We start from the raw sequence: 24,914 nt of genomic DNA, 5'->3' as shown, positions 1-24,914 counted from the left end.
ACACTCTAAAACCCTTGCTATTTACGGAGCATAGGGCATAAGCCCTATGCTCCGTAAACTCTACCAGTGGAACTTCAATGCCAACTGCAGTTCGCGAGAATTTCCGCGGATTGCATCGATGACTCCAAAGTATTGTGTATTTCTGAAGTCAAGCGAGCGGAAACCTGCCGCGAAGTTCGGGTGATTGAGAGCGTTGAAAGCCTCCGCACGGAATTCCAGATGCGTACGCTCTGTGGTCTGGAATTGTTTGAATAACGACAGGTCAATGTCGTCATAATCCGGGCCGTGCGCCTGCATCCCGGTGCCGCCGAGTGGCGATGTATCGGACTGGCCGATACTCGTGGCCACAGGCGGATTGGCGAAAGCTGCCGGATTCAGGAACTGCGTTCCTAAAGAATTGCTTGTGTGGCTGTAGATGTTCTGTCCCGCAACCAGGTTGGCATAGCATCCGTAGTCGGCGGTGGTGCTCACCGGGCAACCGATCGAGAATGGGAATCCATCCTGAAGGGTATAAATTCCCTGCACGCTCCAGCCTCCGATCACGGCATCTACCGGCGTGGATGCATTTGAAGCGAAATGCTGGCCCTTTCCGAACGGAAGGGCATAGATGCCGCTGGCGTGGAAGATGTTAGGAACATCGTCTCCGCAATAGGTGTAGTCCTTTTCCGGACCCCAGCCGGGCAACTCATAGGCGCGGGCAGCCGCTCCCTCGCCTATGTTCAGGATGTTGCGATTGTCGGTCTTGCAGACTGAGCGCGTATAGTTCGCCAGGAATTGCACTCCATTGCTGTACCTGCGCTCGTAGGTTACTTCGAAGTTGTGATAGTAAGAGGAGCCGTTGTTAACCATGTAATTGAGGCTGCGCGAAAGATCCGGGAACTGAATGTAATTCTGTGGATTGGTTCCCGGCGGCAGGATCTCTGTTGGCTGGTTGGTATACGCGCCATTGAGCATGTGCTGGCTGTTATTGCCGACGTAGGCAACAGTCACCGCCTCGTTGGCTCTGAGTTGATACTGCACCGACGCATTCCATTCCTGGGTATAAGGAGTCTTCGGATTCTGCTGATATGCAATCGGGCCGAGGTATTCGGCATTGAAAGCTGGATTGTTGGGATCGGGTTCAGCATCGTTCAGACCGTCTTCGAGCGTTGCCCTGTTTCCGTCTCCATAGATCATGGGGTGTGAGGCGTCTGGCCTCGATATGCTGAGATAAACGTAGAAGGGGTAGTTCTCGGCCGGGTCAGGGGAGCCGCCGATGTTTTCAAATCCTCCGTAAAACACGCCGTAACTTGCCCGGGCGACGAGCTTCGGCGTGAACTGATAAGCCATACCGATTCGCGGCGCAAAGTTTGCCTTTTGGCCTGCCAGGATGCTCGATCCTCCAACATATTTCAGGGGGATATTGTCTTTGGCCAGCAGCGAGAGGAAGGAGTTGGACAGCTGAACGCTCTTCTGTTGCGAGAGGATGTTGTACGTGGCGGTCGTCTGATCCGCCGACGGAATCAGGCCGGCCTGCGAACCGCTCGCTTCTGAAATGGCCAAAAACGCCTCCCAACGAAGGCCGAGATTGACGGTGAGTTTCCGCGTAGCTTTCCAATCATCCTGAACATACGCTCCGTAATAGCTGCGAAGATCATTCGGTGCATCGATCGTAGAGACCTGAGTATTGTTTGGTCCCCCAACATAGTCCACGCCCTTAACGCCCGTGGAGCTATTCGTGACGGTTGATGGGATAGGTGTCAGCATCAAGTCCGCCGCCCCGACGCCGTTGGTCACATTAGGGATGCCGGAATAACCGGAAAACGCGAAGTAACCGCGCGAATACGGTGGGCATACCCAGGGGAAGCTCAGTCGCTGGTATTCCATGCCCACTTTCAGACTGTGCCCGCTCCATATTTTCGTCAGGTTTTCTGTGAACTGAATGGTATTGCTGGTTCGGTCGTTCGGGCTCGCGTAGCCGCCTGGGCCCAAAGAGGTCAAACCGCCGACGTTGATGTTCGGGAGACCGCCATTTCCAGGACCTTGAGGAATTCCCTGAATGCCGAACTGCGTCGGAATTCCGCTTTGACTCGCAACTGGAGGCTCCGCCGAGGTATACAGATGGCTGTAGCCGAAGCGGGCCTCATTTATCAGCGTTGCTGAAAATTCGTGCGTCTCACTCGCTGCAAGGTTGTTCGACAAATCCTGAAAGACACCTGAACCGAAGCCTGGGTTGGCTCCGAGACCATTGATCGAAGATGGAATGTTCGCGATTCTGCGGCCGTAGCTCTCGCGCACGAACATCTGGTCTCTGCTGCCGAGGTTGTAATCCACGCGCACGTCGAAGTGCTGGCGGTTATCGGGCTCGGGCTGGTTAACCGCGTAGTTGCTGGTGAATTCATTGGCGCCGGTGGTTTGATTGGCCGCCGGATAAAGCTGCAGCAGCTTAATAGCGTTCGGGTCGAGACGGTTCGCGGGCATTTGGTTCAACTGAGAACTCAACGTTGTAAAGTTCGTAATTCCCGCGATGCTACCCCCGGTATAAAAAGGGTCACGCACGTAGCCGGTTTGCGCGGCAACCAGCCCCGAAACCGGATCCACCTGCCCCTGCGTAACCTGGCGCGTCGTTGCCGGATCAAGAATAGTTTCAACGTTCATGATGCGGCCCAGAGCATCGGTCGCGGTTGCCGAAGTCGACTGAAAGAGGTCGCTGAAGTTGGTGTATTTGCTCGTTACTTCAGCTGGGGTCGGCACAGTCGCTGAGGTCTGGTCTCCCTGGCGGATCCTCATGCCTTCATAGTCGCCAAAGATAAAGAGTTTGTTCTTCAGAATGGGGAGGCCGGCCGACCCGCCAAACTGGTTCCATTTGTAAGGGACCACGGGCCGATTGCTGGCGGAGTTGAAGTATTCGCTCAACGGATGCGCGTCCAAGTCGTTGTTGCGCAAGAACTCCCAAAGCGAGCCGTGGAACTGGTTCGTACCGGACTTGACGGAGGCGTTGACGACAGCGCCGCCGGCCCTGCCGAACTCTGCACTGAAGTTGCTGGTCTGCAGCTTGAACTCCTGAATTGCATCAGGAGGCGGCAAATTCACGTACGCTGCCCCGTTAAGGAAGTCGACTGTGTCGTTATTGTTGTCGATACCGTCAAGGATGTAGTTGTTGTGAACCGACGTAAGGCCGTTGGCCACAAAGCTTCCGGTCTGATCAAGACCGCGGGTCGGGTTGAGGCTGGTGACTCCCGCGTTCAACTGGGCAAGGAAGGTGTAGTTGCGCCCGTTGAGGGGGAGATTTTCGATCTGCTCGTGCGTGGCTGTTGCGCCCACCGACGCATCCTGTGTTTGCAGTTGAGGCGCTACTGATGTCACTTGCACCTGCTGCGTCACCTCTCCGGGAACGAGAGTGAAATCAGCGCGAACCTGGTCCTGGACGTTGACAGTAACGTGCAGGACGTCAGTGCGAAAGCCGGAAAACTCCGCTGTGACCTTATATGACCCGACTTTTACGGGGCTGAAGGTGTAGGCACCGTCCTTAGCGGTGACCACTGAGGTCGTCAGACCGGTGCCAACATTGACGAGAGTAACTTTCGCTCCGGGAATGACAGCTTTGCTAGCGTCGCTAACGGTGCCGCGCACCGCGCCGGCGTCAACCTGGGCACGCGCAGCCGTGGGCAAGCCGATGCAGAGCAGCGCGAGCGCAAGAAAGAACAACCAACTTGCGGCGATCGAATTTGCGTGTGGCCTCATTTTCAAACTCCTTTTCAGTAATGCAGTGTAGGTAACGTACACGTTTTTTTGATTGGGCCCTCCCACCAAGATCCGGTGAGCTGGGGCTTTTGCTTGCTGCTTTAATTTGTAAGGGTCAGTGTCCAGTGCTCATTCGACGCGCCCGCGATGTCCTGCCATTGGTCAACTACCCCTGACGTTCCATTCACTTCCAGGTCGAGCCCGCTGTTGAGATTGACGATCCGGTATCCTCCGGAAACCGGAACCAGCGTCCAATGCTCATTGGTCACGCTGGAACCGCTGTCCTGCCACTGATCAACTGTCCCACCATTTGATTTGCTGGCGCCATGCACTTCGAGGTCGAGCCCGCTGTTTACGTTTACGATTCGGTAGGATCCATCTCCAACCGCCATCAGGTTCCAGTGCTCGTTGTTGGCGCCGGAAACATCCTTGTAAGTGTCAACTGTGCCGCCGTCCGCCAAGCTGGCCGAGTTTACTTCCAGATCGAGCCCGCTCTTGACGTTGACGATTTTGTAGATGTCCTGGCCGACTTCGGAACCGGAGCCGACCACGTCTATGCGATCTGCGGACACGTTGTACCCGCCGGAAGCGGAGTTCTTAAGGCCGCTCACGCGAACTTTCAAAGTGTGTGTGCCATTGCCGAGCGTCGGTGTAGCAAACAGAAACACGTTGTCCACGCGAGTCGCAGCGTAGGTATCGAAGTAGGTCTCCGCGCCGTTATCCACCGAGATTGCCGCGATGCCGCTGTTCGGCGCCAGAGACGCATACACACGCGCCTGCTGGCCGCTGAACTCGAACGTGTAGTAATTGTTTGTGGTGCTGCTCCAGTGATTGTCGTTATCGTAGGCGCCAGTTTGGCCGGCATAGTAACTCCAGCTGCCAACGTAGTTGAACTGGTTCAATCCGGTCCCCGTGGTGTTGTCGTTCACCGTCGTCGCCGCAGGCTGATATACCGCGTTCGAGATAATGAAAGTCGTCACGGATTGGGAAGGCACCGAGTCGCTGAAGGTGCCGCTTACCACACTGACGTTTCCGAGCGAGGCGAATTGCTCGCTTGATGAAGTTTGATAGACTGCGGCCGCCGAGCCCAATGAAGTGAAGTTGTTGAGCTGATAGGTAACGCTGCGGCTGCTCGACGTCCAGTTCTGCGTGACTATTACCAGCGTCTGAGTGCGCGCGTTGTATGCGGCCAGCGACTGCGGATCGGAGATGGCGATGAATTGGAATCCCGGCCGGATGAACTTGGTGTAATTTTCGTAGACGTAATACCCTTCGTTCAATGTGTAGGATTGGCCGGTATAGTTGATCGACATCAGTTCCGGCCAATCCGGCTGCCAAATCGACCATGCCACAGGACGTGTCAAATAGATGTCCGCGAGAATTTGATTGGACAGGTCTTGTCCGGTGCTGTCGTTGCTTCCCCACTCCGACACCGTCACGCGCTTGCCCGCGTGTTGAGCCGATGTCGCCACCGCCACGCTGCCCAGAGTTGATGAGTAGCCGTGAGTATTGAGCGCCGTAAAATCGCCAACCGTAGTCGAGTTGTAGTTGTGGAACTCGTAGGCAGTCGTGGCGGCGGTGGAATTGAGCACGCCCTCCTGGTACTCGTCCATAGCGGAGACCTGCGTGGTCAGCCCCTTTGCCGTCAGCGATGCTTGCACATTCTGGATCGTGGTCTGTTGATCGGCCAGGCTGAACGCGCAACCCTCTTGCTTCGCGTCGCCGGCGACCCACCAGTTCTGCCCGGACTCGTTCAATGGCTCCAGATGATGAAACGTGATGCTCCAATTTTCGGCGTAGTGCTGCGCCACCGTCGTCAGGTAATCGGCGAAGGTGCCTGAGCCGGAGCCGTAATATCCGCTGGCCAGATTCTCGGCGCCGCTAGCACCGCCCTGGCTGGTGCCGCTGTTGGTCATCCAGTAGGGTGGGGAGTAGGAGATAGCTTCGAAGAGATTGGCTCCCATTGATTGGGCTGTCTGCGCTACCCACCGCTGGTTCGCGTCCGCGTTCCAGTTGTAGGTTCCTGGCGCCGGCTGGTAGCCCGGAACCGCATTCTGCGGGGAGCTAATGCAGGCGTAGTACCCCGATTGGCCGCAGTTCGGATTGTCGCCTCCGCCGATGTTGTAGCGGAGGTAAGTGAGGCCCAAACCCGAGGTGGGATTGAAAAGCGCGTCCATGAGGCCCGTCTGGTTGGTAGTGTTCGTCCAGCCGCCGACACCGTTGGCGAACCAGGCCAGGGAAGTGCCCCAGCCTTCAAGCGTTTGGTTCGACATGGATACGTCAACGTTCACGGTCTGAGCTAACAATGGAGGCATGCAGAAGGCTGTAGCGATTGCAACAATCAACCCCGTGAATCGTTGGTAGTGTCTGCTTTTCCAGTGCATTGCAGGCCTCCGTTAGTAGTGATCTAAATATTAACGTGAACGTTCACGGTGACGACTCTTCATATACTTCTGCGAATTGATCTGTCAAGAGAAAAATCAACAGTCAGGAATTAGGTCGTCTAATCGAATATGCGGTGTGCGTTTACACGAACCGTCGGCGCGCGATCCCGTTGCTGTGCTCGTATCAGGTCATCCACGCTAGCAATTTTTCGAGGCCTACCTCTGACGATGACTCCGTTCCGCGCGGCAGTTGGGGACTGATGGCCAGCGCCAACCTCTGGGCTTCAAACCAGACGAGAAAGCAACTCCGGTCTGCGCCAGGCAGGCGCTGCTGATCCAGCCAGGTGTACCAGGCAGCCATGTCGGCATCAATCAGCGATCCCAACGGGTCTGTCTCTGGCGCCCCAGATTGCGCAGAGAGTAACTCATTCATTGGCTTCAGCCGCTGGCGCGGCGCAAACCGAACTAGCAGCGTTATCGGCTGAGCCCGTCGAAGCGCCTCGCGAGCCCCCCACTGTGCGAAGCTAGTGCTGAAGAGCTGGGTTCCGGAGCCCTCAGTCAGCAGTCTGAGTTGGAATCGCTGCAGCACTTCATCCCCGGCCGCTGTTTTCATGCCGAGTTCCGACGGCGTTGTTCGCGCCATGATACTGCGAAGCTTTTCGGGCCCCATGCCGGGACGTTCTATCTCTGAATGAATGTGGCCCAGGAGTGCGGTGCGCACCGGAGCGAGGGCCGCCCACGAAATTGCGGTGAGCCTCGAATCGTGGTTCTCTGGCTCACCGCCATCAATGTACCAATGCGCGTATGCAGCTGGGTGCGCTTCCGCTCTTGATGCGATTGCATCGAGTAACAGCCGCAACCCATTTTCCGGTCTTACGCGGCTGAAATAAGTAGCGTAAGGACGCAGCCTGCGGAACAGCTGTCCATCGTACGACGCGACGCCCCGGCCGATGATGACGATGCCAAGTCGTGGAATGGGAGGAGCCTGTGCGGCCGTCGTCGCGGTGAGATGATCATCGTACTTTACGGCGGCGATGCTGAAAGCATCCTGCTGCCCGGTCCTCCACAGATGCGCCGAAAGCTGTTCCACAAACTGCGCCGGCGAGTTCACCCAATTCAGATTTTCGAGCTGTGAGGTGAGCGATATTTTGAAGAACCCTTTTAGTAGCTCACTAAGCTGCGCATCAGTGAGTGCGCCCAGGCTCGCCAGCTCCCTCGATAACCGTGTTCGCTCAGCAGGGAATTTGAAATCGTATTCGATCAACTCTGCAAGCAAGCTCGATAGCAGACCGAGTGGCAACCGCCGCAAGATTGATATATTCTCGATCGCCAGCTGTCTCGCTTGGGGCGGATAGCTTCTAAAATCGACCGAACCTAGGTCGCGCGGCAGCAATTACAACAGCTCCTGAATAGGCTTACCCTTCGCATATATAGGTGAGAAACCCAGCATGGCTCCCAGTGTTGGCACCAGGTCGATGGATTCCACCGCCCGATCGCAAACGACACCTTCCCGAACGCCTGAGCCAAGGGCCATAAGCCACGTAGTACGCGCGACAGCATCGCCAGTGCGGTGGTGCTGGAAGCCATTCCCTCCCGCATCTTCGTCCGCATCCCTTCCAAAATCCGGAAGCACGAGAAGAGTCGTCTTGCCTGCGTATTCGGGCTCGCTCTCGAGCAGTTGCCACAACTCCCCACACAGTCTGTCCGTCCGCCGGATGCCTTCGAGATACAGCGAATACGCACCGGCGTGTGCGATATCGATATCGTGCATTGTGATCCAGAGAAAGCTCGGAGCCACCTGCTGAATCAGCCGGCGCACGATAAACAGTGAAAGCTCATCGGGGCTCGAAAGTGTTTTCGCGTGCTCCCTGAAGTCACTCGCAGAAAGCTTCAGGATCGTCTCCATCTGATCGAGTTCGAACTCCCTGCTCTCGATGTCCGGCGTGAAATAGGGATTCTCGTAATTGTCGCGCAGCAGGTGTTCGTAATCGGCGGCACCGCCCGACATCGCAGTTTTCAATAGATACTTCGGAAGAATCACCCTGGCGCCCATGCCTTCTCCATACGAGCGATGACGGCTCTCTCCGATGCAATTGAACCCGTTGCTCGGAGCTACAACCCACGCATCAGATGACGGGCGCTTCAAACCTTTGCGGTAATACTCGAAGACTGTCGGGTTATCGGGAGGGATCGCAGAGAAATTATTGAACGTCTCATATGCCCCGGTTACGAGGCTGGCGGTCGCCACGTAATGGCCAAGAATTCCGCGATTTACGACCTGGGTGAAGAATGTGGCGCGCGGAATCAGATCCCCCATCATATGCGGAATGTTTTCCTGACCTTCGGGAGCGAAAGTCTCTTGATCTCGCGCGCCGCCGCCGAACGTGACGACTACTACCTTCCTGTCCCTGGCGGTCGCTGCACGAGCAAACGGTGACCGTAAGAGCGTGCTCCCTAATGCCAGACCTGCGGAACTGCGCAGAAACTCGCGCCGGCCGTATGAGAGCTGTTTTCCGATTTCGTGTGGGGCCAATTTATGCGAAGCCACAGCGCGACCTCTCACTCTCTTCGAAGAAGGTGATAGTGTACGTACACGCTTTTATGACCTGACAGCTTGCAATGTCAAGCAGATAGTGAGTGCCATGGGTGTCTACTGCCTGTTAAATGCACTTATTTCAACTACGGGACCCAGATGTAACCCACCGCGTTGATGGGCCTCAGTGAATCCGGGTCAATTCAAAAGCCGCCGCCTGAAAATCACTTCGGAGATCGAGGTCAATTCCATGGTGCATCCAATAGGCTCCGCTCGCCTCTGCCGGGGTATTGCTGTCCACTTTACCCGCAAGCGTGCTGATCCTATAGATCCCGTTCTCATCCAGTCCTCTAAGGAAGATACGGGGAAATGGAAACAGCTCCGTACTTGAATGCAAGAACGCAAACGTAACGACCTGCGTCCCGTCGCGCGATACTGTCTCGGTGACGGATTGCTCGCTGTCGTGTTCGGCAGGAATGAGGCGATAGAGTTCGCCCCGCTGAACCGTCTCGCGGATGGTCTTGTACAAGGCGATCATCTCGCGTGCTTTTGCGAAGTTCTCCGGGGTCCATTTGTTCAGGTTCGCGCCGATGCCCAGTGCTCCCTGCATCGACGAAAGGAAACGATACTCGAGGGAAAGCATACGGTTGTTAACCCAGGTCGGCGAATCTGTGACCCAAGCCATCATCACGCCCGGACTATAAGCGTAGGTGAAGCCATCTTGGATCGAGAGGCGATCGTAGGCGTCAGTGTTGTCCGAGGGCCATACTTCATCCGTGTACTGCATCACACCGAGATCCACGCGACTGCCGCCTCCTGAGCAGGATTCGATCTCAACGTTAGGGTGCTTCTGCCGCACTTCAGCAAGAATGGAGTAGAAATTCTGGACAAAATCAACATAGACATTCTTTTGCTGAGCCGGCGGCACAGATGGCCATCCAGGCTCAGACCAGTACCGGTTGTAGTCCCATTTGAGAAAGGCAATATCGTTGTCGCGCAGGAGCTTGTCCAACACGCCAAACACGTAAGCGCGGACATCAGGCCGTGCGAGGTTCAACACCAACTGATTGCGGCCTTCCGTGTGCGGTCTGCCGGGAAAGTACAAAACCCAGTCCGGATGTTTGCGATAAAGGTCGCTGTCTGGATTGACCATCTCTGGTTCCACCCAAAGTCCAAAGTCCATACCAAGCGAGTGCACCTTGTCGATCAGAGGCGTGAGTCCATGCGGAAACTTCTGCGGGTTCACGTACCAGTCGCCCAAGCCAGCATGATCGTCCTTACGCTCGCCGAACCAGCCGTCATCCATAACGAAGCGTTCAACACCTATGCTGGCCGCCTTTTCAGCCAGAGCGATTTGGCCTGCCTCATTGACATCAAAGCCCGTCGCCTCCCAAGAGTTGTAAAGGACCGGCCGAAGCCGCGGTGCTGGATGGTGTGGCAGGATGGAATCTATTTCATAACGATGCAGTAGTCGGGAAGCCCCTCCGATTCCAGCGTCCGAATAGCCTCCATAAAAGGAGGATGTCTCAAAGGTTTTCCCGCTGGCTAGCAGGTATCCGAAGTCAAAGGCATTGGGGCCGCCAGTGATACGCACTGTCTGCGAGAGATCCTGCTCAATAGAAATCTGCCATGAACCGCTCCAGCCCAATGCGCCGAACCACACATCATTCGATTGGCCCTCTGAGCCTTCTGCCTCCTCGATCGCAAACCATGGATTATTCTGTGCCCCGGTCGACCCACTACGGCTCTCCAGCACAAGCTTTCCTGGACGCAACTGCTGCTCCTCGGCGTTCCACTCCGCCGCCCAGCGACCCGCGAGATAGCGCACTCTATAATCACCGGCGCTAGGCAGATTCCATGTCCCCGCAGCTACCTGTTCGATGGTGAACGGCAGTCTCGTCCGATTTTCTACAGTTGCAAACCGACGGATTATCCCAGTCTCGGAGTCCGCCTGGTACACGAGCGTCACATAGACTTCGCGCGAGATATCCTTCATCACGATCTCAAGCGTGCTGCCCTCAATGCGGTGCGACACATATTGAAGGACGAGATCGCGATTGCCATCTGGAAATGTGATTTTCAGATCGGGTTCAACCGCAAGCCCACCGCCCCAGCCTACAAACTCCTGGGGTGTTCTTGAGGCCGAAAAATCAAATCCTCCTCCACGCATGGATCGAGCCTGAGCAAACGCATCTGTCTGGTTGAGGTGTTTCCCCCAATAGATCGTCTGTACCTGTTTTTTTTCATTTATTCCCAGCACATAGGTGGTCTCAGCAGCATCGATTCGAAAGGTCTGTGAGGCGGCGTCATATCGGATCAGCGCATTGAGGGACTGAGCATCGCTCGTGTAACCGAGGAACAGCGCGATGAAGATCGCGATCCTCACTGCCAATGCTCTGCGGGGCGATTGAGATTCGGGATTATAGCGCCCGACTATCAGTGAAAGATTTCTCATTACGTAGTCATCCTTTGCGGCCTTGGGGCCTATTATCGAGGCACGATTACCCTCGCCTAGACTGAGCCCTTCACCATAGAGCGAAATTGCGACAAAGGAAGGCTCGGGGAACTGATTTCGAAGGCGATGTTCCATGAGGCACTTTCGTTGGCCGGCAGTCGTACGGCTAATCCCATATCGATAGCCTCTGAGAGCGTGTTGGCGGGTGCGAAGGTCGGTTCCAATGCAATGGCATATTGTTTTGGGCCCACGGCCGACTCAGGCCAGCCACCGTAACAGAGCCACAGTCCGAGATAGGGAAGTACCGCCGGATCGAAATGAAGACAAAGTCCTTGCTGTGCGGCATTTCGATAGAGCCCGCAACGACCTGTATGAAGACGGTCGGTATACAACATTTCAGCGAAGCCGGTTTGAACGGGCAATACTCTTTCAAGGTTTACGCCTAGGGAAGTGACCGGCCATGAGACATGAGTGCCCTGCCTCCCGAGTCGGCTCTCCCGCGAATAGTACAAAGACAATGATGAAACCTCTTGCGCCAGGCAGACTCGATCTCCCTCTTCGATTGCGAAAAGGGGATGGCATGCATAGAGAAATGGCACCTCGGATTTGCTCAAGTTTGTTACCCGGTACCCGATGTTGAGCCTATTGCCCTGGAGAGAGATTTCCTTCTGGAAGAACAGAGGACGACTGAAGCCCATTGCCTCGAGATGAAGTCGTGTGAGCGAACGATCTGTCACCGTCCAGTCTATTTGCCAGAAATCGCCATGATCAGGAACGGGCCCGCCTACCATGCCTTCGCCACACGCACCAATCGTAGGAATGCACTCCTCGATCCCCGCGCAGGCGCCGTTCTGGAACTTAGTGTCCCACCCGGGTTGAATGGGAGTCGTTGAATGCTGAGACTGTGCCAAAAACTCAACGCCGGTGTGAACGCTCTTCAACGACGCCACCCGTCCGCCTTCCGCAGGCTTTATCAACACCCGTAGATCTAAGTTTTGCAAAGTGTACTCTTGAAGCGAGTGCATACGCTCTCGTGCGCCACAGTTTCCGGTTAGGGCCAAACAAACAGCGAGACAAAGCTTATCTTGATAAGGCTTTGTCTCGGTCTTTACCATTTGGCGGTAACGTACACGTATCTTTGACGTCGTGTCAAAGAATCATTCAAGAAGCAGCCCCCTTATGAAGGAAAGAAGCGCAAATATCGCTGTGCGCGCACGTCTAACCGACGCAGTCCCCGGCGCCTCGTTATCTGCACCGGCGCGTGTGAATTTGTTGGGAGAGCAAACGGACTATACGGATGGCCTGGTGATGCCGGTTGCCATTCCGTTCTACACTCAGGCGTTCATTAATGCGCGTAGAGCTCCGCGGTCCTGAGAAAATCAAACGTTCCGCCGGGGTCCAGCTGTACTCCGGTTATGCGCGTTGAGTGCACAACCTCGTTGTTGGGATACCACAGCGGAATCGATGGCAGATCGCGCGCCAAGATCTGCTGGACCTCGACGTAGTCGCGCCTTCTTGCCACTTCATTCGTCTCGGCATTCGCCTGCATCAGCAATGAATCCACCTGCGGGTTCGCATAACGCCCGCGGTTGCCGCCCTTGGGCGGAAAGCTCGAGCTTGCAAACGCGTAGGTTAGAAAGTCCGGGTCCTCGTTCGAGCCAATCCAGCGCAGCATATACATCTCGAACGCGCCGCGCGTGACGTCGGAGTAGAAGGTGCCAAACTCCGCTGATCGAATCGAAAGCTCGATCCCCGCAGCACGCACTTGCTGCTGCATGGCCTGCGCCACGAGCCGCGTCGTTTCATCCGTAGAGGTTTTGAGCGTGAGCCGCAAGCGGATGCCATCTTTGCCGGGCTTCAGACCAGCATCGTCGAGCAACTTCACCGCACGTGCGACATCGTGCGGGTACTGCGGCAGCTCGGCAGGGCTCGCCGCGGCCCAATGTCCTTCGGGTAGCAGCGTGTCGGCAATGCGCGCATCGCCACGCCACAACGCTGCGATCAACTCGGGCCTGTCGATCGCACATGCGATCGCCTGCCGCACACGTGGATCGCGCAGCTTCGGATCCTGCGTGTTGAAGTTTGCGTACATCACGATCGCACCCGGTCCGGACTGAACGATGACGTTATGCTCTTTGCGCAAAGCGTCCACCATGTCGGGTGTGAGCACATTGCTCTCCACGTCGCCAGAGCCCTTGCGCATTTCGAGCGCCGCTGTAATCGTGTCGGGCACAACTTCGAATCGCACCCGTTGGATCTTCGGCGCACCCGCCCAGTAGTTCGCGTTGCGCTCGAGAACGACCTCTTTGTCCTGCATCTGGCTCACGAATCGGAATGGGCCTGTGCCGACGGGGTGCAGGCCCTCGTCGCGTCCTGCGCCCTTTTCTACGACGCCGAACAGTCCATCACTTAGATCGAAAAGTAAGCTGGCCTCAGGCTGCTTCGTGCGTACGACGACAGTTAGCGGCCCGCTCGTAACTATTGAGCTCACATCGGCCAGCGCAGCGCCGCCTTTTGCGGTAATCAGCGTGCCGTCAATCATGCTCTTGATCGACCACGCAACATCATCGGCGGTCAGCGACTTACCATCGTGGAAGTGCACACCACTGCGAACGTGAAAGATCCACGTCAGCGGATCCGGCCGCTCCCAACTTGTTGCGAGCCATGGCTGCAGAACGAAGTGCGCGTCTTTCTTCGCCAGCGCGTCGTAGATCAAGCCGCCAACGCGCTCGGACTGCGCGTCCGTTCCTTGTCGCAGGTCCAGATTGTTTGGCGAGCTCTCGATGAGGAATCGCAGCGTCTCCGCATCCTGCTGCCGTCCGTTGCATGCAACGAGCGGCAACAGCAGCGCGGCCAGTGCTGCGGCGCACAGTGCTCGAATCCTCACGCGAGCGTCACCTTGCCCAGAACGACCGGCCGTTTCGCGCCGGTCGCGCTCGGCAGGTTGCCGGGCATACCATGCCAGGTCAACCAGCCGAGCAACGCAAATGCGGCGGCTTCTTTTGCGCCTGGATTCAGGCCAGTCTCTTCGATCGAACGCACGCGCACTCCCTGAGGCCTAAGCGATTCACTCAACATTCGTATCAAGGTGGAATTCCTTACCCCGCCGCCTGCAGCAATCAACTCCACCTTAGCTCTCGGCGCGAGTTTTTCGAGCAGCGGATTGCAAAACCGCACGAACGCATCAGCGATGGTGGCCGCGGTCAACGCCGTCGCAGTCGCAATCACATCTTCCTTGCGAGCCGAGTTGCGCTCGCATGCCGCAATGAACCGGCTCACGAATGCTTCCCCGTACTCTTCGCGCCCACACGATTTTGGCGGTGGGGCGGAGAAGTAGCGCATGCGCAGCAGCTTCGCCAGGACACTCTCAAGCACGCGCCCTTGCGCAGCGATCGTGCCATTGCGATCAAACCCGCGTCCGAACAAGCGCTCCATGCAGGCGTCGATCACCATGTTGGCGGGGCCTGTATCGAACGCCACGACATCCTCCGCACGGCACGCTGCCGGAAGCACCGTGACATTTGCGATGCCACCAAGGTTCAGCAGCAGGCGACTGCGCTTTGCGTGCCGGAACACGCAGAAATCGAACATTGGAACCAGTGGCGCTGCCTGTCCGCCTGCGGCCATATCGGCAGCCCGAAAGTCGCTCACTACCGGCACGCGCATGCGCTCGGCGATAACCGCCGCCTCGCCCGTCTGCCACGTGCATCGCACGGGCACGCCAAGATATTTCGTCGCGGAGCCCTGGTGGTAGATCGTCTGCCCATGGCATGCGATCAACTGCGGCTTCAGGCCCGCGTTGCGCGCCGCAGTCTCGACAGCTTCCGCGTAGACCTCGCCGAGTCGCCAGTTCAGTCGCGCCATCTCCGCCGTGCTTGTGTTCGTCGCATCCATCGCCGCCAGCACCGCCGCGCGCAGTTTCGTTGGATACGCCATCGCGTGATGCGCCAGCACCTTTACGCGCGGCACACGCTCTGCTCCCGGCGACACGCGGCAGATGGCGATGTCAACACCGTCCGCCGACGTCCCGCTCATCACGCCTGCAACGATCATCGCCTTCGGTTTAACAGCGATCACGCCGCGCCGCCTTTCAACTCGCGCTGCAACTCGGCGAGAATCTGCAGAGCCTCCCGCGGTGTCAGGCCATCCACATCGAGGCCTTCTACACGATCGACAATCTTCTGCGAGAGAGGCGTGAACATCGTCATCTGCAGTGTGGGCAAGCGCTCCTTCACCGGCACAGCTTCACGAACCTGCTGAGACTCCGCGCGTTCATGCAGTCTCAAAACCTCGCGCGCGCGCTCGACGACAGTCTGTGGCAAACCTGCCAGCCGCGCGACTTCAATGCCATAACTTTTGTTCGCCGCGCCAGCTTCAACCGTGTGCAGGAATACGATTCCTGCCGCACCCTCCCGCACTGTAACGCGCGCATTCTGCATTTGCGCCAACCGCTCGCTCAGCAGCGTCAGCTCGTGATAGTGAGTTGCAAATAACGTGCGTGCGCCGATGCGATCGTGCAGATGCTCTACGGTCGCCCACGCGAGCGAGAGGCCATCGTATGTCGCCGTGCCACGCCCCATCTCGTCGAGCAGCACCAGGGAACGATCGGTCGCGGTGTTCAGAATCGCGGCGGTCTCGGTCATCTCAACCATGAAGGTGGAGCGCCCGCGCGCCACGTTGTCACTGGCGCCAATGCGGGTGTAGATGCGGTCCACCAGTCCCAGTCGCATGCGCTCGGCAGGCACAAACGATCCGCACTGCGCGAGAATGGTCAGCAACGCTGCCTGGCGCAGATAGGTACTTTTGCCTCCCATGTTCGGGCCTGTGATCAGCAGCAGGGAAGGCCCTTCGCATCCTTCGCCCGCGCACAGGTACACTGAGTTCGGCACAAAGCGACCGCCGCCCGACTCCTCCAATCTGCGCTCGACCACAGGATGACGACCGCCGATCACTTCCAGTATTCCACTTGCATCCACCTGCGGCCTCGTCCACCCGCGCATGGCAGCGACATGGGCGAAGCACGCCAGCAGATCGATCTCCGCAACGTGCCGCGCCGTCTCGCGCACACGCGATGCGTTTGCGAGCAACTGCCGCCGGAGCTCTGCAAAGATCCTGCGCTCGATATCGCCGGAACGCTCCTGCGCGGTCAGGATCTTTGTCTCGAGTTCCTTCAACTCCGGCGTCGTGAATCGCTCGGCGTTTACCAGCGTTTGCTTGCGCTCGTAGTCCGCCGGCACCGCCTTCGAATTCGCCTTCGTCACCTCGATGTAATAACCGAAAACCGAGTTGAACCTGACCTTCAGCGACGCGATTCCCGTACGTCCGCGCTCGCGCTCCTCAATGGCTGCGATCATTCTGCGGCCGTTCTGCGAAAGATTGCGCAATTCATCGAGCTCCGCATCGACGCCCTCGCGAATCGCACCACCATCCGTCAGCGTTAGTGGCGGCTCCTCAATCAGCGTGCGCGCAATCATCTCCTGCAAATCACTTAGCGGATCGAGCGCGCGCGCGAGCTCTGCCCATCGCAACGCATCCGATGCACATTCCTTCACGGCTGCGAGCACACCGGGCAATTTGCCGATCGTCACTCCCAGCGACACCACCTCACGCGGACCCGCTGAATCCAGCGCCACGCGGCCCAGCAGCCGTTCGAGATCGAGCACACCATCCAGCGCGCGCCGAACTCCCTCGCGTCTGCGCAGATCACCTACTGCGAGTGACACTGCATCCAGTCGCGCGTTGATGACCTCTAGCGACTGCATCGGCCGTAGCAGTTGCGCGCGCAGCAGCCGCTTACCCATCGGCGTCGAGCACGCGTCCATCGTCCACAACAGCGTCGTCTGCGGCCCTTCGCTCGAAAACAACGGCTCCACAAGTTCGAGATTCCGCACGCTCACAGCATCGAGCTCCAGGCTCTCGCGCTTCTCATAGAAGCGCAGGCCGTCCAGATGCTCCAGCGCGCCCTGCTTCGTCGCGCGCAGGTAGTGCACAATCGCACCCGCGGCAACGGCTGCGGCCGCGTGCCCGCTCAGCCCCATGCCGTCGAGCGAGTGCACACGCAACTGCTGCCGCAACAAGGGAACCGCGTAGTCTTCCGTGAACACCCACTCGTCGAGCTCCGTGCGCGCTCCCGCAACATCCTGCGGCGCATTCTCGTCTTCGCCGAAACCGGCAGATTCATCGCCATTGCGCGCAAGGGTCGGCTGCTTCCTGCTCCCAGCACCGCCGAACGTCGCTCCGCGCGCCAGCAGCATCTCTGCCGGACTCATCCGCGCCAGTTCATCACACGCCAGCGCCCATGCATGCGCTCCGTTGAACTCCGTGGCACGAAACTCACCGGTCGACAGATCGATGGACGCGACACCCACGCATGCGTTCGCGCCCGTTCCCACACTCGCTGTACTCGCGAGCCACTGGCTCTCGCCCGCACCCAAAGCCGCGTCAAGCGCCGTGCCCGGCGTCAGCACGCGAGTCACTTCACGCCGCACGACCGTCTTTGCGAGCTTCGGATCTTCCATCTGGTCGCATATCGCGACCTTGAACCCCTTGCGCAACAAGCGCTGCAGGTATCCGCCCGCCGCGTGATACGGCACGCCGCACATCGGCACGGAGCGCGCCTTATCGCGGGCCGTCAGCGTCAGTTGCAGCTCGCGCGACGCCACAATCGCGTCCTCATAGAACAGCTCGTAGAAGTCGCCCATCCGGAAGAAGAGCAGGGCATCAGGATGGGCCTCCTTGGCCGCGCGATACTGCCGCATCGCCGGGGTCCCCTGCGAGCGGTCTGTGCTCGCTGGGGTGGTTGCCGGGGTCAGCCCCGCCTCGCCCGTCATGTCTTTCACCACGGCCATCACTATGCTGGAAGGCTCAGGATATCGTCTTCGCCCCTCTGCATAACTGGGCCGAAAATCGGTCACCGCCGTACACTCGAAGAATGATCGAAGTCCCCCTCACCGAGGATCAGTTCGCCGCGGCCGGCAAGCGGCTGCAGGCTTACGGAGTCAACCTCACCGGCCCCTCTGGAACGCTCTCGCGCAGCGGCGTTACCGCCCGCTACAACTACGCCAACAACCTGCTTACGATCGAGATCATCGACAAGCCGTTCTTCATGCCCCTCAGCACCATTGAGTCGCAGATGCGCAGCTATATCCAGAAGGGCCTAACTGAGCTCGACCGGCCCGCCTGACGCCGTGGAGCGAGCCCGGGATAAGGATCCGGACGATATACTGAGGATTCGCGCAGAATCTTACAGGCGCACGTCCGAATGACCCTCCTCTGGCTCCGAGTCGCGGTTCTTCTCTACGGCATCGCCGCGCTTACCGTGCTGCCCGCGGCACTCTATAACCGCCCGCGCTGGCGTCACATAGCCATGCCGGCGGCGCTCTGCGCGGTCTTCTTCCACTTCGTCGCGCTGGCGGAGATGCTCAACGCGGCGCACCACGCCCTTCCGGTCGACACCCACGAGACACTGTCGATGCTCGGTCTGCTTCTGGGCGCTGCGTTCCTCGTCCTCGCCGTCCGATACCGCACCGTCTCCTTCGGCATCTTCCTTCTGCCGGTTGCGGCCCTCCTCACCGTCGTGCCGGCGTTTCGCCCCGGCGCCGAGCTTCTGAATTACCCTCTGCTCCACACCGGGTGGCTGTTCCTCCACGTTGCCCTGCTGCTTGCCGCATACGCTGCGTTGCTCATTTCACTCATCGCCAGCGTCCTTTATCTCGTGCAGGAGCGCCGCCTGAAGCAGAAGCGCACCTCGCAGGCCCGCAGCTGGCTGCCTCCGCTCGAAACCACCGACCAGATCGCCCTCAAGTCACTTCTTTTCGGCCTGCCATGCATGACCGCCGGCCTGCTCATCGGCTCCGTTGTCGCACTGGAAACCATCGGCCCGAGGTTCTTCGCGGACCCCAAGGTTCTGCTCTCGCTCGCGATGTGGGTCGTCTACATCGCCATGATCTTCATCCGCCGCCACTCCGGCCTGCGCGGACGCCGCGCAATTTATCTCTCCGGGTTCGTCTTTCTTATCGTCCTCGCGGTCTGGGCCGCGAACCAGCTTTCCGTCGTGCACAGGTTCAAAACTCCATAAGCTCCGTGAGTGATCAGACAAAACTCGGCTCCTTGCTCCTCGTCGGTGTAAACCACACGACCGCGCCGCTTGACATCCGCGAGCGCCTCGCCATCCCGCTCGCTCGCCTCGCCGACGCGACGCGCTCGCTCGCCGGCCAGCCCGGCATTCGCGAAGCCCTAATCCTCTCCACATGCAATCGCGTCGAACTCCTCACCGTCACCGAAAGCGCAGAAGGCCCGGAAGACGGCGCAGAGCCCGCGATCGCGCTCAACTTCCTGCACGAATACCTGAACATTCCGTCCGCGGCCGTTACGCCGCACCTTTACACGCTGCGTGAGCGCGAGGCCATCCGGCACATCTTCCGCGTCGCGAGTTCGCTGGACTCCATGGTCGTCGGCGAGCCCCAGATCCTCGGTCAGGTGAAGGAGTCCTGGAACATCGCCCGCGAAGTCGGCGCGATCAACTCCACCGCAGCTTTCAGCTCGATGCTGGACCCGTTGCTGCAGCGCGCCTTCTCCGTTGCCAAGCGCGTGCGCACCGAGACCCAGATCGGCAGCTCCTCCGTCTCCATCGCCTCGGTTGCGGCCGAGCTCGCGCGCAAGATCTTCGGCTCACTCGCCAACAAGACCATCCTGCTCGTCGGTGCAGGGAAGATGAGCGACCTTGCGGCGAAGCACCTCATCCAGCAGGGCGCGACCACGCTTCTCGTCTCTAACCGTACTGAGGCGCGTGCCGAAAAGATCGCCGACGCGTTGCGCACCCCCGCCATTACCACCGGCGTCATCCCCTTTGCTCAGCTTCACGAGCAGACGCATCGCGCCGACATCATCATCACTTCAACGGGAGCCGGCCAGATCTTCTCTCCCGATAACGGCCGCGCGCTCGTTCATCGCCGGCGCAACCGCCCCGTCTTCTTCATCGACATAGCCGTTCCGCGCGACGTCAACCCCGCGGTCAACAATCTCGAAGGCTGCTTTGTCTACGACATCGACGACCTCCAGCAGGTCGCGCAGGAGAACCGCACGCTCCGCAGCCGCGAGGCCCAGACGGCCGAATCCATCGTGCAGCTCGAGGCCGACCGCTATGGCGAGCGACTCGCCCAGGGCCCAACCACCGAGGCCATTAAGCAGCTTCAATCCGCCGCAGAAGCCATGCGCGAGGCCGAGCTCGCCCGCACCGCCCAGCGGCTCGCCAACCTCAACCTGCCGCTCACGCCCGAACAACAGTCCGCCATCGAGCACCTCACGCGCTCAATCACCAACAAGCTGCTCCACCCGCAGATCATGGCCTTGCGCAGTACCGACCCCAGGCGCCGCGACGAAGAATAGCCTCGCTCTTCTTCGCTACCTGCTATTTACTTTTCACGCCGTCTTCGGCTTCCGCGTCAGCAGCACCATCAGCGTAATCAATCCTGCCATTGACGCCATCCCTGCAAGCCCAAGCACCCGAATCACCGACACCGTGTACCTACCCGCCGACGGGCTATAGTTGCAGCAATACAGGATCAGCAGATCCACCGGGTTGCTGATCTTCCTGTTACTCGCTTCCAGCAGGGCCATGCGCAAATCGCGCGGCTGATATTCAATCCCTGCCAGGTACTTCGACATCCTTCCATCCGGCGTCGCGAACATGATCACACTCGAGTGCGCGAACTGATCCATCTTGCCGTCCGGTCCCGGCACGCGTACGAAGTGAAATCCTGTCGACCCGCTGATCGCATCAATCGAAGCCTGGCTGCCCGTCAGAAAGTGGACAGCGCCAGCGGCTTCTGATTTGTCGCTCGCCGCGTCCGGCCGCCCCATCTCGCTCAAAAACGTTCGCTTCTCCGCCGCTGCATCCGCCGGCGTGTCCGTCGGATCAATCGAAAACGTCAGCACCTCATAGTCCTTGCCAGGAGCCAGCGTCGTCTGCTTCAGTCCCTGCGCCAGCCCATGCAGCACCTGGGGGCACAGCATCGAGCACTTGTAGTACATCTCCACCATTACCACGGGTTTGCCGCCGAACCAGCTCGCCAGCGGCGCCGTCTTTCCCGTCTCATCCGTGAACTGCGCCTGCATCGGCAGCGGCTGTCCCAGCCTCTGCTCCAGTCCGGCATGCGCCAGGTAGTCCGGCCGCTGTTGCGCTGCCATACCCAGCGGCTTCTCCACCGAGTACCCCTGCGCTGCCGCGCTCATTGCGATCATCAGCGTTGCTGCGGCCGCCCACCGCAACATCTTCGTCGGCCCGTGAATCATTCAAAAACTCCTTCACTATGCATGCTATCGCTTCATTTCCGCGCGTGCCGGAACATCGCATCCGCACAGCAAGCATCGAACTTGCGCAGCACCACGCCACAGAAGGCAACAAAGATGGCATTGTCGAAGACAACACGCGACCACGACGAGATTCGCCGCTGGGCTGAAGAGCGAGGTGGCAGAGCCGCTGTCGTTACCAGCACCGAAGGCGATGACCAGACCGGGATCATTCGTCTGGAGTTCCCCGGAGCGCCCAACCTCATCGAAGACCTCCGCCGCCCGCGGGCGCGACGGAGGATCCACCGGGGGCCGCAAGTCCGCATCGAAGAAATCCTCGCCGCTGAGTTCACCTGTTCACAAATACTCAAAGGGCTTGCAGCCACACGCTGCAGGCCCTTTCCTCTTCGGGACCGTTCGGCATCCCATCCATTATGAACGGCCCGTTTGTCCAGTTCACCGGCCCCGATCACGCACTCACGCTTGGAGGAGTTAAGCTCCTCGGCTTGAATGCCCACAACGGCCACAAGCTTCTCTTCACGCTCATTCTCTTCGCGTTCCTCTACGCGCTCTCCAAGACCCTTCGCTTTGCAGCCCACAAGATCGGCGGAGCGCGCCAGAAGACCGCCTTCTGGACTCGCCAGGGCATCAGCCTCACGACGTTTCTCCTGGCCATCATTGGCTTCTGCTCCATCTGGTTTGACAACCCGGCGCGCCTCACCACCGGCGCCGGTCTCATCTCTGCCGGCGTCGCCTTCGCGCTCCAGAAGGTCATCACCAGCTTCGCCGGCTACTTCGTTATCCTCCGCGGCAAGACCTTCAACGTGGGCGACCGCATCAAGATGGGCTCCGTCCGCGGCGACGTCATCAGCCTCAACTTCATCCAGACCGTCATCATGGAGATGGGGGAGCCGCCGGCGGTGCAGGAAGAAGATCCCGGCATGTGGGTTCACTCCCGGCAGTACTCCGGCCGCATCGTCACCATCGCCAACTCCTCCATCTTCGATGAGCCCGTCTACAACTACAGCCGCGACTTCCCCTACATCTGGGAAGAGATGCACTTTCCCATCGTCTATAGCGACCGCCAGCGCGCCGAGCCCGTCATCCTCGAAGCCATCAACCGCCACACCGAAGACATCCGCAACCTCGCCCAGCCCGAGCTCGACCGCCTCAAGCAGCGCTTCTTCATCGAAGCTGCCGACCTCAAGCCGCGCAGCTTCATGCGCATCACCGACAACTGGATCGAGTTCTCCGTCCGTTTCCTGGTCCGCACCCACAATATCCGCGCCCTCAAAGACGCCATCAGCCGCGAGATCATGGATGGATTCGACGCCGCCGGAATCGGCATCGCGTCTGGCACCTACAATATCGTCGGCTTCCCGCCGATCAAGATCGAACAGATGCCTCCACAGACGCCCACTGCTCCGCCGCCGCATTAATCGCCGCGCTGTCGAGCACCGGCTGCGGCCATCCATCTCTTGCGACCTTCAGCATCGCGCGTCCAACCGCCTCGGTGGTCGTCACGTACTTCGGCGCGAACCGCATCATCAGCGGCTCGGCCCATCCCAGCACCGTGTAGATCGCGTTGTACCACCGCACCTTCGAGCGCACTCCATGTAACGGCTGAATGTACGCCGGGCGGAAGCAGTACACGCCGCGAAACGGCATCGCCAGCAGCGCGTTCTCCGTCGCGCCCTTCACGCGAGCCCACATCTGCTTGCCGTTCGCATTCGTCCCCGCGCCCGACACATAGCAGAACACCGCCTGCGGCGACTGCTTCAGCAGCGCCTCTGCGACCCTTAGCGTCAGGTCGTACGTCACTTGCCTGTACTCGGCCTCGCGCTTGCCCAGCGACGACACGCCCAGGCAGAAGAAGCAGGCATCGAATCCGCTGAGATCCACACCGCCCCAGTCGAAGAAGTTCTCGTGCCGCACCTCCGTCAAGCCAAACGCCGGAATCCGATCCAGCGGCGACCGTACAATCGCGACAACCTCGCTCACATCCTGCGCCTGCAGGCACTCGCGCAGCACGCCTTGTCCCACCATTCCTGTCGCGCCAAACAGCAGCACTCTCATGCATTTTCCTCGCGCGCAAGTATCTCACTCGCGGAACCATCTCCCGCCACCCGCGTATCCTTAATTCGATGAGCACTCCAACCCTCCGCATCGGTACCCGCGGCTCCGAGCTCGCGCTCTGGCAGGCCAATCACATCGCCGATCAGCTCCGCGCCCGCGGCCACCAGGTCTCCGTCGAGATCATCCGCACCACCGGCGACCGCATGCAGGACCCCGCCTTCACGGCCCCTGCCACATTCCCCGACGGCTCACCCCTCGACGCAAAAGGAATCTTCATCAAAGAAATCGAAGACTCCCTCGTCGCCGGTCGCATCGATCTCGCCGTGCACTCGCTGAAAGATCTCCCCACCCAGCTCGATCCGCGCTTCACTCTCGCCGCCGTCCCCGAGCGCGCGGACGCCCGGGACGCCTTCGTCTGCGAGAGCTTCTGGGGCCTGCACATGCTGCCCATGGGCGCGCGCATCGGCACGACTTCACCTCGCCGCAAGGCAATGCTCCTCGCCCTCCGCCCCGACCTCCGCTTTGTCGAACTGCGTGGCAACGTCGATACCCGCCTGCGCAAGTGGCAGGAGGGCCAGGCCGACGCCCTTGTTCTGGCATCCTCAGGCCTCGATCGTCTCAATCGCGCCTCGCACGTCCACCAGCGCTTCGCCGTCGACGAGCTTTGTCCCGCACCCGGCCAGGGCGCGCTCGCCCTCGAAACCCGATGTCCTGATACCGCCCCGCACACCGCACAAGACACGGCCATCCACGCCGCCGTCGCCGCGCTCAACAATCCGGCTGTAGCCTTCGCGGTGCACGCTGAGCGCGCGGTGCTCAACTCTCTCGGCGGCGGCTGCAATCTCCCGCTCGGCGCGGTCTGTCATCTCGTCGACGAAACCTGGCATCTGCACGCCATGGTTGTCAGCCCAGACGGCGAACAGGTCGCCCAGGTCCTTGACCGCGCCCCGCACGGCATCGCCCCGGAAGAGCTCGGCCAGCGCGCCGCCGAAGCCCTCAAACAGCGCGGCGCTCTCGAGCTCCTGGCGGAACTGGCTCCGGACGCTGCGTAGGTTTTACTCCAAGATCGCTTCTTGATGCGGTCAACAATCCTTCGGCGTAATGAACTGCTCGGGAATTTCCCTCGGGATGTTCCTAGTAGGACGAACCTGCGTTTAGCCGATACGTTCTTGTCAGGAGGTCGTACGGCGATGTCACAATTCCGTGGAGTAGTGCGCTGGTTCAATAACGCCAAGGGCTATGGCTTTCTCGGTCGCGATGGCGGTCCCGACGTATTCGTTCACTACTCGGCCATTCAAAAGGACGGTTACAAGACCCTGAAGGAAGGCGATCAGGTGGAGTACAACGTCATCTCCGGAGCCCAGGGACGTCCCCAGGCCGATCATGTAGCTTGCATCTCCAGAGCGTCGATGGGGTCGCCATCCAACTGAAGACCGGCTCAACATGCGGGGAC

19 protein-coding genes are annotated in these 24,914 nt (G+C 59.3%); 8 read left to right on the top strand and 11 right to left on the bottom strand.

The annotated features are described in order from the left end of the window. Positions 1-60: 60 nt before the first annotated feature. From VGU25_07765 to VGU25_07740, 6 genes are all read right to left on the bottom strand, one after another. Positions 61-3,723 carry a carboxypeptidase-like regulatory domain-containing protein gene (locus tag VGU25_07765; protein ID HEV2577093.1) on the bottom strand — a complete coding sequence of 1,221 codons (3,663 nt, stop codon included), beginning with the start codon at positions 3,721-3,723 and terminating at the stop codon, positions 61-63. A gap of 101 nt (positions 3,724-3,824) precedes the next feature. Then, positions 3,825-6,038 (bottom strand): glycoside hydrolase, encoded by a 2,214-nt coding sequence (locus tag VGU25_07760; protein ID HEV2577092.1) that lies wholly within the window; start codon positions 6,036-6,038, stop codon positions 3,825-3,827. A 253-nt stretch (positions 6,039-6,291) separates the two neighbouring features. Further along, the gene (locus VGU25_07755) at positions 6,292-7,500 is read right to left on the bottom strand and encodes a hypothetical protein (GenBank protein ID HEV2577091.1); all 1,209 of its coding nucleotides are present in this window, start codon (positions 7,498-7,500) and stop codon (positions 6,292-6,294) included. After that, positions 7,501-8,427, bottom strand: a complete 927-nt coding sequence (locus VGU25_07750) for a hypothetical protein (GenBank protein HEV2577090.1) — start codon at positions 8,425-8,427, stop codon at positions 7,501-7,503. It abuts the gene before it with no gap. Between the two features lie 397 nt (positions 8,428-8,824). Beyond that, on the bottom strand, positions 8,825-11,095 hold the full coding sequence (locus tag VGU25_07745; GenBank protein ID HEV2577089.1) for an alpha-galactosidase: 2,271 nt from the start codon (positions 11,093-11,095) through the stop codon (positions 8,825-8,827). A gap of 56 nt (positions 11,096-11,151) precedes the next feature. Then, positions 11,152-12,120, bottom strand: a complete 969-nt coding sequence (locus tag VGU25_07740; GenBank protein HEV2577088.1) for an aldose epimerase — start codon at positions 12,118-12,120, stop codon at positions 11,152-11,154. Positions 12,121-12,274: 154 nt separating this feature from the next. Here VGU25_07740 and VGU25_07735 point away from each other — a divergent pair, with 154 nt between their 5' ends. Continuing rightward, on the top strand, positions 12,275-12,469 hold the full coding sequence (locus tag VGU25_07735) for a galactokinase family protein (GenBank protein ID HEV2577087.1): 195 nt from the start codon (positions 12,275-12,277) through the stop codon (positions 12,467-12,469). Here the strand turns inward: VGU25_07735 and VGU25_07730 are convergent. Genes VGU25_07730 through mutS form a run of 3 tightly spaced genes read right to left on the bottom strand, consistent with a single transcriptional unit; the run spans position 12,441 to position 17,943 of the window. Then, a complete protein-coding gene (locus VGU25_07730) occupies positions 12,441-13,982 on the bottom strand; it encodes an ABC transporter substrate-binding protein (GenBank protein ID HEV2577086.1) in 1,542 nt (513 codons plus the stop codon). The two genes, VGU25_07735 and VGU25_07730, sit on opposite strands and share 29 nt — an antisense overlap. Then, positions 13,979-15,172 carry an anhydro-N-acetylmuramic acid kinase gene (locus VGU25_07725; GenBank protein HEV2577085.1) on the bottom strand — a complete coding sequence of 398 codons (1,194 nt, stop codon included), beginning with the start codon at positions 15,170-15,172 and terminating at the stop codon, positions 13,979-13,981. The genes VGU25_07730 and VGU25_07725 overlap by 4 nt, the downstream gene beginning before the upstream one ends. After that, positions 15,169-17,943 (bottom strand): DNA mismatch repair protein MutS, encoded by a 2,775-nt coding sequence (mutS, locus tag VGU25_07720; GenBank protein HEV2577084.1) that lies wholly within the window; start codon positions 17,941-17,943, stop codon positions 15,169-15,171. Before mutS ends, VGU25_07725 begins: the two co-directional genes overlap by 4 nt. An 83-nt stretch (positions 17,944-18,026) precedes the next feature. Between mutS and VGU25_07715 the strand changes: the two genes are divergently transcribed. From VGU25_07715 to hemA, 3 genes are all read left to right on the top strand, one after another. Then, positions 18,027-18,278, top strand: a complete 252-nt coding sequence (locus VGU25_07715) for a hypothetical protein (protein HEV2577083.1) — start codon at positions 18,027-18,029, stop codon at positions 18,276-18,278. 78 nt (positions 18,279-18,356) lie between these two features. After that, positions 18,357-19,172 (top strand): cytochrome c biogenesis protein CcsA, encoded by an 816-nt coding sequence (gene ccsA, locus VGU25_07710; GenBank protein ID HEV2577082.1) that lies wholly within the window; start codon positions 18,357-18,359, stop codon positions 19,170-19,172. A 5-nt stretch (positions 19,173-19,177) separates the two neighbouring features. Beyond that, entirely contained in the window at positions 19,178-20,482 is a 1,305-nt protein-coding gene (gene hemA / locus VGU25_07705; protein HEV2577081.1) for a glutamyl-tRNA reductase, read from the top strand. A gap of 33 nt (positions 20,483-20,515) precedes the next feature. On the opposite strand, the gene VGU25_07700 is transcribed toward hemA, so the two are convergent. Beyond that, entirely contained in the window at positions 20,516-21,388 is an 873-nt protein-coding gene (locus VGU25_07700; GenBank protein HEV2577080.1) for an SCO family protein, read from the bottom strand. Positions 21,389-21,502: 114 nt separating this feature from the next. Between VGU25_07700 and VGU25_07695 the strand changes: the two genes are divergently transcribed. Both VGU25_07695 and VGU25_07690 read left to right on the top strand, forming a co-directional pair. After that, the gene (locus VGU25_07695; protein HEV2577079.1) at positions 21,503-21,823 is read left to right on the top strand and encodes a hypothetical protein; all 321 of its coding nucleotides are present in this window, start codon (positions 21,503-21,505) and stop codon (positions 21,821-21,823) included. Continuing rightward, a complete protein-coding gene (locus tag VGU25_07690; GenBank protein HEV2577078.1) occupies positions 21,820-22,824 on the top strand; it encodes a mechanosensitive ion channel domain-containing protein in 1,005 nt (334 codons plus the stop codon). The genes VGU25_07695 and VGU25_07690 overlap by 4 nt, the downstream gene beginning before the upstream one ends. On the opposite strand, the gene VGU25_07685 is transcribed toward VGU25_07690, so the two are convergent. Continuing rightward, positions 22,772-23,461: an epimerase gene (locus tag VGU25_07685; GenBank protein ID HEV2577077.1), complete on the bottom strand. Its 690-nt coding sequence runs from the start codon at positions 23,459-23,461 to the stop codon at positions 22,772-22,774. The two genes, VGU25_07690 and VGU25_07685, sit on opposite strands and share 53 nt — an antisense overlap. 68 nt (positions 23,462-23,529) lie before the next feature. Here VGU25_07685 and hemC point away from each other — a divergent pair, with 68 nt between their 5' ends. Further along, the gene (hemC, locus tag VGU25_07680; GenBank protein ID HEV2577076.1) at positions 23,530-24,513 is read left to right on the top strand and encodes a hydroxymethylbilane synthase; all 984 of its coding nucleotides are present in this window, start codon (positions 23,530-23,532) and stop codon (positions 24,511-24,513) included. Positions 24,514-24,651: 138 nt separating this feature from the next. Further along, entirely contained in the window at positions 24,652-24,891 is a 240-nt protein-coding gene (locus VGU25_07675; protein HEV2577075.1) for a cold shock domain-containing protein, read from the top strand. The last annotated feature ends 23 nt before the right edge of the window (positions 24,892-24,914 follow it).

It is taken from the genome of Acidobacteriaceae bacterium, assembly GCA_035944135.1.
GTDB lineage: Bacteria > Acidobacteriota > Terriglobia > Terriglobales > Acidobacteriaceae > Granulicella.
Note: the sequence above shows the minus strand (reverse complement) of the source record. Positions and strands in the feature narration are given on the sequence as shown.

Bases quoted from the DNA above. Each gene is read 5' to 3' on its own strand.
- VGU25_07740 (HEV2577088.1), bottom strand. From the start codon at position 12,120: ATGCACTCGCTTCAAGAGTACACTTTGCAAAACTTAGATCTACGGGTG.
- VGU25_07695 (HEV2577079.1), top strand. From the start codon at position 21,503: ATGGCATTGTCGAAGACAACACGCGACCACGACGAGATTCGCCGCTGG.
- VGU25_07750 (HEV2577090.1), bottom strand. From the start codon at position 8,427: ATGATGGGGGATCTGATTCCGCGCGCCACATTCTTCACCCAGGTCGTA.
- VGU25_07765 (HEV2577093.1), bottom strand. From the start codon at position 3,723: ATGAGGCCACACGCAAATTCGATCGCCGCAAGTTGGTTGTTCTTTCTT.
- VGU25_07685 (HEV2577077.1), bottom strand. From the start codon at position 23,461: ATGAGAGTGCTGCTGTTTGGCGCGACAGGAATGGTGGGACAAGGCGTG.
- VGU25_07735 (HEV2577087.1), top strand. From the start codon at position 12,275: ATGAAGGAAAGAAGCGCAAATATCGCTGTGCGCGCACGTCTAACCGAC.
- VGU25_07675 (HEV2577075.1), top strand. From the start codon at position 24,652: ATGTCACAATTCCGTGGAGTAGTGCGCTGGTTCAATAACGCCAAGGGC.
- VGU25_07690 (HEV2577078.1), top strand. From the start codon at position 21,820: ATGAACGGCCCGTTTGTCCAGTTCACCGGCCCCGATCACGCACTCACG.
- VGU25_07760 (HEV2577092.1), bottom strand. From the start codon at position 6,038: ATGCCTCCATTGTTAGCTCAGACCGTGAACGTTGACGTATCCATGTCG.
- VGU25_07745 (HEV2577089.1), bottom strand. From the start codon at position 11,095: ATGAGAAATCTTTCACTGATAGTCGGGCGCTATAATCCCGAATCTCAA.
- VGU25_07700 (HEV2577080.1), bottom strand. From the start codon at position 21,388: ATGATTCACGGGCCGACGAAGATGTTGCGGTGGGCGGCCGCAGCAACG.
- hemC (HEV2577076.1), top strand. From the start codon at position 23,530: ATGAGCACTCCAACCCTCCGCATCGGTACCCGCGGCTCCGAGCTCGCG.
- ccsA (HEV2577082.1), top strand. From the start codon at position 18,357: ATGACCCTCCTCTGGCTCCGAGTCGCGGTTCTTCTCTACGGCATCGCC.
- mutS (HEV2577084.1), bottom strand. From the start codon at position 17,943: ATGGCCGTGGTGAAAGACATGACGGGCGAGGCGGGGCTGACCCCGGCA.
- VGU25_07715 (HEV2577083.1), top strand. From the start codon at position 18,027: ATGATCGAAGTCCCCCTCACCGAGGATCAGTTCGCCGCGGCCGGCAAG.